Origin of the sequence: Dyadobacter sp. UC 10 (assembly GCF_008369915.1) — a bacterium.
In the GTDB taxonomy this organism is placed as follows: domain Bacteria; phylum Bacteroidota; class Bacteroidia; order Cytophagales; family Spirosomataceae; genus Dyadobacter.
In genome coordinates, this window is the sequence record NZ_VSRN01000001.1 from 3,441,689 (window position 1) to 3,455,067 (window position 13,379).

Consider the following 13,379-nt stretch of genomic DNA (forward strand, 5'->3'; position numbering starts at 1 on the left):
TCATATGATATGCTTTTGAAAAAGATTTTCACTTTCACTTTTGCGATACTTTCTCAGATTCTTTTCGCACAGAATTACAGTCCGTTGGTTACTGCCACTGATGCCGTGGGGCGGAGGCTTCCTGATCAGCGGGATGCGGGGGATTTAAAGAAGGAAAAATTTGTGGGACTGTTTTACTGGACCTGGCACACGCAGCAGGCGAAGAATAATCCAGCATTGAATGTAACCGAATACCTCTCGCGCAATCCGAAAGCGATCCACGACTACAATGATCCGATCTGGCCGAAGCGAAAAAGTCCGTGGTTCTGGGCCGAACCGCTTTTTGGGTATTATATTGATACCGACGAGTGGCTGTTGCGCAAGCATGCCGAAATGCTTGCCGACGCTGGTGTGGATATGATCATTTTTGATTGTACCAATGGAAACCTGACCTGGAAAGAGTCTTATATGAAGCTCTGTGAAGTATTCACGCAGGCGAGAAAAGACGGAGTCAAAACACCGCAGATATGCTTTATGCTCCCTTTTTGGACGACCGACGGAGGAAAGGAGATCATCAGGGAAATTTACACTGACCTTTATAAACCAGGGAAATACAAAGACCTCTGGTTTATGTGGAAGGGAAAACCGTTTATTATGGCTTCCCCCGAGTTTACCCAAACTATAAAAGGAAAGACTGCCGAGCCCGCATTGGAGAAGGAATTGCGAGAATTTTTCACTTTCCGGCCGGGACAACCTGTATATAATAAAGGTCCGGAAAAGGAGGATCACTGGGGCTGGCTGGAAATTTTCCCGCAACATGGTTATAAGAAAAACGCAGACGGGACTTTCGAACAGGCGACTGTTGGCGTAGCGCAAAACTGGACCAAAGCGCGTGGCCTGACCGCATTAAATGCAACCGGCTCGTTTGGGCGAAGCTACACCCACAAAAATGGGCAGGTAACGACACCCGGTGCGGTGAACTATGGTTTTAATTTCCAGGAACAGTTTGACAGGGCGCTCGAAATTAACCCTGAACTGATATTTATTACAGGGTGGAATGAATGGATTGCGGGCCGATACGACGTGTGGCAGGAGCAGACCAATGCATTCCCGGATGAGTTTGATCAGGAAGGCAGCCGGGATATCGAGCCAATGAAAGGCGGGCACGGCGACAATTATTATTATCAGATGGCGGCGAATATCCGGAAGTTCAAAGGGTTACCTGCGCCTGAGCGTACATCGGGCGCTGCCACAGTTGCGATCGACGGGAAATTCACAGAATGGGACAAAGTAACTCCTTCATTTACCGCACACAAAGGCAACACAATTCATCGCAATAGTCCGGGCTGGGGAAGTTTGGTTTATAAAAATAATACCGGCCGGAATGATATTGTGCTTTCGAAAGTCGCGCGTGATCAGGAGTTTGTGTATTTCTATGTAGAAACTGCACAGCCACTTTCACCCAGGGAAGACCCGGGCTGGATGCGGCTTTTTATTAATGTTGATAGGGACAAAAACACAGGCTGGGAGGGATATGATGTGGTGATAAACCGCATTAACCCGGATAAGAAGGCAATTGTAGAAAAAACAGACGCAGCCTGGAATTGGACGAAGGCGGGGGAAGTGGACTTTTCTATCGATAAAAATAAAATGGAGATTAAGGTCCCGAAGTCGCTGCTGGGTATCACCGGCGAACCCGATTTTGAGTTCAAATGGAGCGATAATATGCAGGAGGAGGGAAATGTGATGGATTTCTGGATCAATGGGGATGCCGCACCTGCGGGGAGGGCAAATTATGTTTATCGTCCGTGACGGTGCCTTTATAAAATTGACACTGATTCCCTGCGGTATTGAATGCGAAAAAGTAAAATCCCGCGTTCTGGCCTTTTATATGCTGAAAATCGCTTTATCCTAAACTCAACCTTCAACATAACAATCCCGGAATGAATGATCACTTCAAGAAGTCCCGGCTTGGCGGTACTATCGCTTTATCCGCGGTACTTTTTCTTTATGCACAAAGTTGCAGTGCTCCTAAAAATCAAGCTGTTAAGGGTAGTAATATTTCAAGCTCCGCGCAGCTGTCACCGGAGCTTTTTGCCGAGCATATTCGCACTACCGAGTTCAAAACACCAGAGGAAGAGCGTAAGAATTTTATATTGCCGCCCGGATTTGAGGTAACCCTTTTCGCCTCCGAACCAGACATTACCAAGCCGATCAATATGGAATTCGACGACAGGGGCCGGCTTTGGGTCACCCAGTCTTCCGAATATCCTGTTGCCGCAGGGCAGGGCGACGGGAAGGACCGGATCACCATTTTGGAAGATAAAAATGGGGATGGTAAAGCGGATACTTTTACAAATTTCGACGATAACCTGAATATTCCTATCGGTGTAATGCCCGTAGCCGACGGTGCGATTGCGTACAGTATTCCGAATCTGTATTATTTCAAAGACGACAACAACGACGGGAAAGCCGACAGCAAAAAAGTGCTCCTGGGGCCTTTTGGCCACAAGGACACCCATGGGATGGTGAACAACCTGATGCGCGGTTACGACGGCTGGTTGCACGTTTGTCATGGTTTTTCAAATACTTCCAATGTGGCAGGTACCGATGGAGATACCATCAAGATGACTTCAGGAAATACCTTTCGGGTAAAGCTGGACGGCAGCCACGTGGAGCAAACGACTTTCGGGCGGGTCAATCCGTTTGGTTACGCTTATGACGAAAAAGGATATTTGTATTCAGTGGATTGTCACACAAAACCAATCACCCAGCTGATATCTGGTGGCGATTATCCGCATTTTGGCAAAAAAGCGCCCGCAGGATTGGGTTTTGCGCCTGCTATGATGAGCTATGATCTGGGGGCCACGGCACTTGCCGGGCTGGTTTACTACACCGGTACCCAGTTTCCGGAACAGTACAGGAACAGCTTTTACACCGGGGATGTAGTGACTTGCCGTATTGACCGCAATACCATGACCTTCAACGGTTCGACGCCCGTTTCTAAAAAAGAGGAGCCGCTTCTGGTGAGCAAAGATCCGTGGTTCAGGCCGGTGGATGTGAAACTGGGACCTGACGGCGCGATTTATGTGGCTGATTTTTACAATCGGATCATCGGACATTATGAAGTAGCATTGAACCACCCCGGCCGCGACAGGCTGAGCGGCCGGATTTGGAAAATCACCTACAAAGGCAGCGAGCCGCACCAGGATATGCCGGTTACCGACTGGTCGAAAGCGACACTGGACCAGCTGATGGCCGGGTTGAAACATCCGCAGCTGAATACGCGGTTGAAAGTAGCGGACCGGATCGTGGATACATGGAAGGAGCAAGCGGTAGGCCCTGTCAAAAATCTGCTGAATGCGCAGGATAAGGTTGCCTCGGTTCATGGTTTATGGATTTTGAACAGGCTCGGGGCATTGGATATTGATATTTTGAAAAAGGCGATCACAAATCATGATCCTGTTCTCCGGGTTCACGCATTTCGCATTGTAAAAGAAAACAAAGCAATTTCTGAGGATACTTATGCGCTGGTCGTAAACGCAGTTCGGTCGGATAGCGATCCCTCCGTCCGGCGGGTTGCTGCGGAGATTTTGGGTAAGTTTCCACGCATTGAAAACGTGCCGCTTTTACTTGCATTACACGATCAGACAGATTCCGGAGACACGCATTTAAAATATACCGCCATGCTCGCGATCCGGGATAATTTGCTGAATCGAAGTGTCTTGTGGCGTATTCCGGGAATGAAATGGAGCGATGAACAATCGGCGGTGCTTACAAAAGCAATGCTCGATGTTCCTTCAAGTTCAGCGGCGGCATTTGTATTGGATTATACATTATCACATAATCTGCCTTCCACGGAACTGGTTAAAAATCTGGAATATATAGCCAGGTATGCTTCGCCTTACCAGCTTGAAAAGGCGATTGATCTGATCAATACCCGGTTTGCGGACAATACGGAAACGCAGCTTTCACTATACAATACCATTCAGACGGGGATGAAGCAAAGTGGCATGGCACCGGGACAAAAGATGATCGCCTGGGGTAATGCGCTGTCGACGAAAATTTTGGGAGGTATCACCGAAAGTGGGGAAACCTGGAAAAACAGGCCGGTATTGAAAACGGCTGAGCCAGGCAATCCCTGGATTGTCACCGAGCAGTTTCTGACTGATATTACGCCTGCTTTCCGTATAATTTTAAGTGAAAAAAATGGCTATGCCCCTACGGGCGCGCTGTACTCGTTGCCATTTAAGTTGCCTGCGGCGTTGAAAATGAATGTATTTGACAACGATATTCACAATCTGCCGGAAAAAAAGGGGGTATCGCGGAATGCTGTACGGGTGAGGTTGGCGGAGGGTGGAAAAATTATTAAAGAATATCGCTTAAATCAGAAAGAAACCAGTCAGTGGAAAGACCTGATCCAGAGTGCCACTTTTGATTTGAGCGCTTACGCAGGGCAAATGGGTTATATCGAGGCTGTTGACAGTTCACAGACCGGCTCGGTTGGATTTGGGAAGCTGGAACCTGCGGTACTCGAAATTCCTGCCAAGGCGCCGGGTATCATATCCGATCAGAGAGTTGCAGCTGCCGGGATCGCAGGTGAATTTAGAATTAAAGCACTTGAACCGAAACTGAAAGACATGCTGAAAGCCAAATGGCTGGATTATCCCGTGCGCAGTGCAGCGGCGAGTGCATTGATGAATATAGATCCAAAAGCAAATGTGAGTGTGCTGGCGGAGGTTTTCGATGATCCGGGAGAATTGCCGGTTTTGAGGGAAAAGCTGGCATCGTCGATTAGTCAGGCGCCTTCTCCATCTATTTACGAAATGCTGAAAAAGCAGCTGGCGGGCGGTGCACGTAATTTGCAGGTTGCAATTGCTACCGTACTTGCCAACACTTCGCAAGGGATCGACTATTTACTTGGGGCATTTAAAGAGGAGTCGGCGAATCCGGATATTGCCAATGAAATCGCGGTCAAAGAAAGGCTGGATGTGAATGCCAACGCAGGTCAGCAAGATCAGATACAAAAATATATTGCTGCGGGAGCCGATGAGCGGGAAGAACGGCAGAAACTGATCGATACCCGAATTGCCAATTTCAAGCCTGCAACGGGACTAACAGACGCAGGAAAGGCAGTTTTTATTCAGAACTGCAGTGGCTGTCACCAGATTTTAGGGCAGGGGGGAATGGTTGGTCCGCAGCTCGACGGCATCGGTAACTGGGGACACAAAGCATTGACCCAAAAGATTCTTGACCCCAACAGGAATATAACCGAGGCCTTTCGTACTTATAATATCACATTAAAAAATGACCAGACTCTAACGGGCTTATATCGCAGAACGGAAGGCGAAACAATGGTTTTTGCAGATATGACGGGGAAGGAGTTCGCAGTAGTCAAAAATGATATGAAAGAATACCGGGCTTCCAAGTACACATTGATGCCGGACCAGTTCAAGAATATCATACCTGAAAAGGATTTTTACGCGCTGCTGGATTATTTACTAAGTGTAAAGTAATTATCACCGGGTGACGAAAAGGCTTGAATGAGGTAATTGATAGATTTTAAAAAATTAAAAGACAATAGCAATGCATCACAAAATGAACTACCTCTTTCTGCTGGCATTATTGGTCACCTGCTATGCGCATGCTCAGACAAAAGGGAAGAAAGGGGCGGATATTCAATTCAAAAAGACAGAACTGACCAAAAGATTTATTTCAGAAGGTGCTGCAATAGGAGATGTGAATAAGGATGGGAAAAAGGATGTTCTCGCCGGGGCGTACTGGTTTGAAGCGCCTGCCTGGAAAGCGCATGAAATTATGAAACCTGATACTTTTCAGGTAAATGGCGGGTATAGCAACTCATTTCTGGACTACGCAATGGACGTAAACCAGGACGGCTGGATTGACTTGATCCGGATCGACTGGCCGGGGAAGGCGGCATATTGGCATGAAAACCCGAAAGGAAAAACGGGACACTGGCCTGCGCATATGATTCACTCATCTGTCGGAAATGAGTCGCCGATGATGGTGGATATCGACGGTGACGGCAGGCTTGATCTGCTTTGTAACGATCCTACCGCCAAGAAAGTAATCTGGCTGAAATGTCCTGCAAAAAAAGGTGACGTTGCCTGGGAGAAATATACGATCAGTAACGATCCCAATAATTCAACCCACATGTACACGCATGGAATAGGGTATGGGGATATCAATGGAGACGGGCGCAAAGATGTGCTCGTCAAGGCGGGTTGGTGGGAAGGCCCGGCGGAGGGGCCGGCCAAGCATGGAAAAAAGGAAGACTGGAAGTTTCATCCTGCGGATTTAGGCAAAGATTGCTCGCAGATGTACGTACTGGATCTGAACGGTGACGGATTGAATGACGTATTGAGTGCCTCGGCCCACGACTATGGTGTTTGGTGGCATGAGCAGCAAAAGGATGCACAGGGCAATATAATCTGGCGGCACCATACGATTGATGACACTTTTTCGCAAACGCACGGACTGGAAATGAAGGATATCAATGGTGACGGAAATATCGATTTTATAACCGGTAAAAGGTATTTTGCGCATCATGGAAACGATCCGGGAGAATTTGAACCGGCGGTAGTGTACTGGTTTGAATACAAACCTGGCAAAACGCCGACCTGGGTCCGGCATGAAGTGGACAGCAATTCGGGCGTTGGATTACACGTGACTGTTGAAGATATTAACAATGACGGGCTGCTGGATATTGTTACCGGCAATAAGAAAGGTGTGAGAGTTCTGACGCAGCAAAAAGGTAAATAAACGGATGAAATTCGGGATCAACACATACTTGTTCGCCTCACCTTTTACAAATGATGGCGTTTCCTGGTTTCCGAAATTCAAGGAATGGGGTTTTGATTTCGTTGAGATTGCAGTTGAAGATCCTGCGCATATTGATCCGGTTTTTGTGAAAATGGCGTTGGATGCTGCCGGTCTGGAATGTCGCTCGGTATGCGCGGCAACCGGTCCGGGGCGTGATTTGAGAGGAAATAAAAAGGAGCAGATCACGTCGATGGAATATGTGCAGGCGCTCATTGATATTGCGCCGGTACTGGGCAGCACGCTGGTGGCTGGGCCAATTTATTCTTCGGTTGGAAGGGCTGACCTATATGAGGAAGATAAAAAAGCCAAACAATGGCACACAGCAGTTTCTAATCTCCGTAAGCTCGCTGCCTATGCAGCCGAAAACGGGGTTAAGCTGGCGATTGAACCGCTTAACCGATATGAAACTGATATGGTGAATACCTGCGATCAGGCATTGCGAATGATAGCAGATGTAGGAAGCGACAACCTGCTGGTTCATCTCGATTCATTTCATATGAACCTGGAAGAAAAGGATCCCGCGCTGGCGATCAGGAATGCAGGAAGTAAGCTGGGCCTGTTACATGCTTCCGGCAGCGACCGGGGTACGCCTGGCGGGGACCAGATCAACTGGGACCGTATTTTCGCAGCGCTAGACCACATTAATTACCAGGGGGATATTGTAATAGAATCATTTACTCCTGACGTGAAAATTATTGCGAAGGCGGCTTCCATATGGCGGACTATCGAACCTTCAAAGGAATCCATCGCGATCGACGGTCTTCATTTTCTGCGGTCTCTGGCATTTTAATGGAATAAAAGTGATTTGGCAGAGACATGAAAAATCCCCGCTACATGCGAGGATTTTTGCGTTTAACGTCAAGCTGTGAGCTCTTCTTCCAGATGTGAGGTATTTAAATGCAGCACCTCTGTTGTCCAGCTCCTTGTTTTGGCTGCGAGTTCTTCATCCTTGGCAAGAGACTGGCCATACGATGGAATTATTTTCCTGAATTCCGCCTGCCATTCCGCAGATTTAGCTTCCGGGAAACAACGCAGGATCAGTTCAAGCATAATAGAAACCGAGGTGGATGCACCCGGAGATGCTCCAAGCAATGCAGCCAGCGATCCGTCGGCCGCAGTTACCATTTCAGTGCCGAATTCAAGTACGCCGCCTTCCTTTTCGTCCTTTTTAATCACCTGCACACGCTGGCCGGCTTTGAGCAGGTCCCAGTCTTCCAGCTTTGCATCGGGTAGGTAATCCCGCAAAGCTTCTACGCGATCTTCCGGCGACTGACGTACCTGATCGATCAGATATTTGGTCAGCGGAATGTTGTGTATCCCAGCCGCCAGCATTGGCTTTATATTATTCAGTTTAATGGATAGTGGCAGATCCAGATAGGAGCCGTTTTTCAAAAACTTAGTAGAAAAACCAGCATATGGACCAAAGAGCAATGCTTTTTCTCCGTCAATCATCCTGGTATCAAGGTGTGGCACCGACATTGGCGGTGAGCCTACGGAAGCTTTGCCATATACTTTCGCCTGATGTTTTTCAATGATCTCCGGCTTATTGCAAACCAGCCACTGACCACTTACAGGGAAGCCTCCAAATCCTTTTCCTTCCGGAATGCGGGACTTTTCAAGTAAAATAAGCGAACCGCCTCCGGCGCCGATAAAGACAAATTTAGTTTGTACGTATCGTGATTTTCGAGTGTCCCGGTCTTTCACCTCAATTGTCCAGAAGTGGTCTTTATTGCGTGTAAGATCCTCTACTTCATGATTGAGATAGAGATTAACACCTTCCTGGTTTTCAAGAAAATCGAACATGGCACGGGTCAATGCGCCGAAGTTCACGTCGGTGCCCAGCTGCATTCTGGTAGCTGCGACTTTCTCGTCCTTATCCCGTCCTTTCATTACCAGCGGGATCCATGATTCGATCTCCTGCTTGTCTTCGGTATATTCCATACCGCGGAACAGGTGGTGGCTCGTCAACGCCGCGTAGCGTTTACGCAAGTAATCTACATTCTCATTTCCCCAGACGAAACTCATGTGGGGAATATTGTAGATAAATGTGGCAGGGCTATCGATTATCCCGCTCTCTACTAAATGTGACCAAAACTCTTTCGATACTTCGAAAGATTCCGCGATTTTGACTGCTTTCTTTGTTTCAACGGAACCGTCAGGGAGCTGGGGCGTGTAGTTAAGTTCGCAAAATGCGGAGTGGCCAGTACCTGCGTTATTCCAGGCATCGGAACTTTCGGCGGTCACACGGTCCAGGCGTTCGAATATGGAGATTGTTATGGCCGGATTAAGCTTTTTAAGCAACACGCCAAGAGTCGCGCTCATGATGCCGGCTCCGATTAAAACTACATCGGGTGTGCTCGTTTTTGAAGACTTTTTGGTATTCATAACGAATTGATTATGATATGTTAGCGGGTGTAAAACCCGGAAAAGTACAAAATGCTACTTGATAACAATTAACTTAGCACCTTTTGTTTCGAAAATAGTATAAATCAAAAAAATAAAGTTATAGCGGGTTATAAGTTCTTGATTGGGGGCAATTAAAACTTTTTTAGTTCCAATAATTAAGAAACCGGGGCACATTCATTCTTGATCAAATACTATAAATGAAAAAGCCATCCCGAATTCGGGATGGCTTTCCAAAAGCTTATATAAAAACGGTGCCTGCTGCTTACTCTTTCAGTCCAAGTGCAGCCATCGCCTGTTTGTAGTCTTTCCAATCCACTTCTGCATTTTGTCTGAGTTTGTCCGCTGGGATAATGACTGCGCGGATCGCTTCAAGTTGACGTTCCGGGGCTGTCGGCTGATTTTCTGACCAGGTCAATGCACGAATATCAACGAAAAGCGTAGTTCCTCTGCGTGTTGTTACAAAATGGAAGTTAGTCCAGTTGTCCCCAAAACGAACGATTCCGGGTTGAGCCCACCAAAATCCTCCGCTTTTGATAAATACTACTATTACACTGTTATCGATCATCGCAGTATCTCCCGTTGCCAGATTGGCTTTTCCAAGTGTATATCCGCCTCTTGTAGTAGTTACTGGTCCTGTTAAGATTTCTCTTGCTCCAATGCCATCTTCGCCGGGCTCTCCTGGCTCGCCTTTTTCTCCGGCAGCTCCCGGATCACCTTTCGATCCTGCCGGGCCTACTTCTCCCTGCGGGCCGTCGCAGCCAAATCCAACACCGATCAATCCAATCCATGCAATGAACATTAGCTTTTTAATCATAATTGTATAAGTTTTAGTTAAAGAGTTGTTGGTAACTTGACTAGAAAAGTTGAAAACAAATAAAACAGGAAATGTTACAAATACCTAGGACAGATCGCCAGATATACCGCAAACTTAGCTTGTACGCCAAGTTTTTCCAGAAACCTCACAAAAATTGTACCAATTCTGCCGAAGTTTTGTAGAATACATGGCGGGCGTGAAAACTTCGGTTTCCCTAATAGTAAATTTGCTTCAATATTGAAGTTATTGTAGCTTTATTGTAATTTTCGTATATATCAGTATAGTCGTGAAGTTAGGGTCTGGCGCCCATTAATGCTGTGCAAAATCTATAACACTATCATAATTCAAAATTTATGAACACAAAAAGTTTTACAAAATTCTTTTTCCTCCTCTCATTCGGACTCACACTATTTGGGGCTCAACTTGTCGCGCAGACACCCTGGAGCGGCAAGCGCGGGAACGAGTGGCTAGCAGGAAAGTATAACCAGTCGTGGTTGAAAATCGGAGTTAGCAAAAGTGGTTTGTACAAGGTCGCCTTGCCGGCCGCCTTTCAGAATAAGCCTTCGAAGCTCCATTTATACCGGCGAGGTGTCGAAGTTGATCTCGTAAGCGCTTCCAATACAGAGATCGAATTTTACGGAATACCCAACGACGGAGCTTCTGACGCGTTGCTTTATCGTTTGCCGACTTCCAGGAAAAATCCGCATTACAGCATTTACTCTGACGAAAGTTCTTACTTCCTGACATTTGACGAGAATGATCGCACGCCAACTGTACAGGAAACGCTGGCACCTGATGCAGGAGTCACGCCGCAGGAATCTCACCAATTCACTTTCTTCAAGAAGTTCATGATAGAGCATTCACACATGACTTCCTATCCGAGCAGACCTGCAACGTTGAACAGTTATTTTGAGGAAGGTTATCAGGCAACAGGTACAAGGATATTTAACAATAGGCCGCTGGCAACAGTGAATGCCAAGCCGACCGTTTTTGTATCCAGCTATGTGGCAGAACCTTTCGCTTATGAGGTAAAAGCACGACATGGATCTGCGGCGCCCAAACTACACGTTCGCTTAAAAGGACGGGGATATCTTTTCAGTGCCAATTCTACTGTCGAGGTTTGGGCAGGGAAGGATGCAGCATCAACGGAATTGAGAGGATCAACCACAGTTACCGGTTTCCTCGACAAAGAATTTAATGCCGACCTGCTTGACAAGGATATTAACAACGGAGTAGGAATCCTTGGATTTAAATCGACCGGAGGAGCGACAGATGGATTTTCAGTGTCTTACTATTCAATTACGTATGATCAGAAAATCGACATGCAGTTACAGAATTCATACGAATTCAACTTCCCGGCTTCCGCGTCGAATACCAGGTTTACAATCCTGAACCCGCCAGCCGGAACACTCCGTTTTTTGGATATTACGGTTCCTGATAAGCCAAGGATCATCAACGGTAATGCCGCTGATATGATGGTATCAAGGAACGGCAGTGCATTTAAACTTTATGTATCGAAAGACGTGACCACTGTGCCTGCCACTGCGGTCACATTTCCGGCTATCTCCCCTGGCAACCATGATTATCTAATCATTACCAATGAGGCGCTTGCTAATCCAGCTGCAGAATATGCCAAATACCGGAAGGATGATTCTCCCGGTAAAAAATATAAACCGCTGGTAATTAAGATAAAGGACATATACAATCAGTTCAACTATGGCGAGCCAAGCCCGGTTGCGATCAGACGTTTTGTTGACTTCATGGTTTCGGACAATAACAAGGAAAAGTTTTTGTTGTTGCTTGGCAAGTCGATTACCTTTCATGAGCGTGCTATTCGTGAAATACCTGACGAAGTTCCTACGGTAGGCTTCCCTGGCTCAGACTTGTTACTGGTTGATGGCCTTGGCGGTGCTCCTGACGACGTTCCTGTGATCCCTTATGGCCGGATCGCTGCTGTCACGGAGCAGCAATTGCTCGACTACCTTGCGAAAGTCAAAACCTACGAAAATCAGTCGGAGAACGTGGGATGGCGGAAAAATATCCTGCATGTTAACGGAGGAAAAGGGCAAGACCAAATCGAAGAATTTGAAGGGAACTTGACATTTATTGCTACGAGCGCAAAGATCACCAGTGCTCCTTTTTCAGGAAAAGTTATTCCAAAAGTTAAGGATAAGACATTGGCTGCCAATGCAATTCAATACATAACGCTCGCTCCGGAAGTCAATGGGACCGCGCCGGGTGTAAATGGCGTAGGAATGATCACCTATTTCGGGCATGGCGGGGTTGATATTACCGACCTTGATTTCGGATACGTAATGGATGGTAGCAAGAATTACAATAATACGGGCAAGTATCCTGTGCTCTTTTACAATGGGTGCGGAGTAAATAACCTGTTCAATAATCGCTTTAACCTTTTTTCCCAGCCGGTAGCCAACCCATCTTTCAGAAGGCCAATGTCACTTGACTGGCTGCTTGCTCCCGATAAAGGTGCGATCGTAGTATTCGGAAATGACTGGGACGCCTATGCAAGCACTTCCAATGAGTACCTGGACAAACTGTATTTGGAAATATTCCCCAAAACAGATGCTGAAAGAAAGACGATCGGAGGGATCGTTCAGGAAGTGGCACTGAAAACGAAGCTTGAAAAGGGCTATGCCTACAGCGATGCCGTGAATGGAAGGACAGCTGCCTATTACGATTTCGACCGCGCAAACGTTCATCAGATCATTCTCCAAGGTGACCCTGCATTGAGAATCCTGATGACATCGGGTCCGCTTCCGGTTGAACTTGCCGCTTTCGAAGCGAAGCTGGTGGAATCTAAAAGAGTTGAGCTTAAATGGAGAACGGTTTGGGAAACCAACAACAGCCACTTCATCGTTGAAAGAAGCTATAATGCCAAGAATTTCACCGAAGTTGGAATGGTTGAAGGCAAAGGTACCGTAGATCAGGCTTCTGATTACCAATTCTTTGACACAGATCCTCTTCCAGCCACAAGTTACTATCGTCTGAAGCAGGTAGATAAAATATCGGTAAAAGATGGAAAGACCGTCGATGGAAAAGTGAGCTACTCTCAGATAGTGTCTGTGACAAGGCCTGATACGGACATGCTTGTACTTTCTCCTAACCCGACCAGGGACTTTATTAATATTGACCTGGATGCTCCTGTAAACATCCTTCATTGGGATGTTCTGGATCAAAAGGGACATGTCTATAAAAAACAAGGGAAGGGGACCAAGGTCGACCTATCGAACTTGAGCAGCGGCGAATACATCATTAAAATCCAGACGGAGAACAATGATGTTTATTTTAGAAAGATTGTGAAGCAATAGTAAAAGAA

The 13,379-nt window shown here is 46.8% G+C and carries 6 protein-coding genes and 1 pseudogene; 5 read left to right on the forward strand and 2 right to left on the reverse strand.

Going from position 1 to position 13,379, the window contains the following annotated elements; translation table 11 throughout:
* Window positions 1-15 precede the first annotated feature (15 nt).
* The 4 genes from FXO21_RS14220 to FXO21_RS14235 all read left to right on the forward strand — a co-directional run bounded on the left by FXO21_RS14220 (window position 16) and on the right by FXO21_RS14235 (window position 7,612).
* Window positions 16-1,791, forward strand: a complete 1,776-nt coding sequence (locus tag FXO21_RS14220) for a hypothetical protein (protein WP_225865687.1) — start codon at window positions 16-18, stop codon at window positions 1,789-1,791.
* A 131-nt stretch (window positions 1,792-1,922) separates the two neighbouring features.
* Complete coding sequence (locus FXO21_RS14225; RefSeq protein ID WP_149640692.1) at window positions 1,923-5,495, forward strand: PVC-type heme-binding CxxCH protein; 3,573 nt, start codon at window positions 1,923-1,925, stop codon at window positions 5,493-5,495.
* A 70-nt stretch (window positions 5,496-5,565) separates the two neighbouring features.
* Window positions 5,566-6,762 carry an FG-GAP repeat domain-containing protein gene (locus FXO21_RS14230; protein ID WP_149640693.1) on the forward strand — a complete coding sequence of 399 codons (1,197 nt, stop codon included), beginning with the start codon at window positions 5,566-5,568 and terminating at the stop codon, window positions 6,760-6,762.
* A gap of 4 nt (window positions 6,763-6,766) precedes the next feature.
* The gene (locus tag FXO21_RS14235) at window positions 6,767-7,612 is read left to right on the forward strand and encodes a sugar phosphate isomerase/epimerase family protein (RefSeq protein ID WP_149640694.1); all 846 of its coding nucleotides are present in this window, start codon (window positions 6,767-6,769) and stop codon (window positions 7,610-7,612) included.
* 68 nt (window positions 7,613-7,680) lie between these two features.
* On the opposite strand, the pseudogene FXO21_RS14240 reads toward FXO21_RS14235, so the two are convergent.
* Window positions 7,681-9,219: pseudogene (locus FXO21_RS14240) on the reverse strand (malate:quinone oxidoreductase); the annotation flags it as partial.
* 271 nt (window positions 9,220-9,490) lie between these two features.
* A complete protein-coding gene (locus tag FXO21_RS28765; protein ID WP_192579219.1) occupies window positions 9,491-10,042 on the reverse strand; it encodes a collagen-like triple helix repeat-containing protein in 552 nt (183 codons plus the stop codon).
* A gap of 353 nt (window positions 10,043-10,395) precedes the next feature.
* Here FXO21_RS28765 and porU2 point away from each other — a divergent pair, with 353 nt between their 5' ends.
* Window positions 10,396-13,371, forward strand: a complete 2,976-nt coding sequence (gene porU2, locus FXO21_RS14250; RefSeq protein ID WP_149640696.1) for a putative type IX secretion system sortase PorU2 — start codon at window positions 10,396-10,398, stop codon at window positions 13,369-13,371.
* Window positions 13,372-13,379 lie beyond the last annotated feature (8 nt).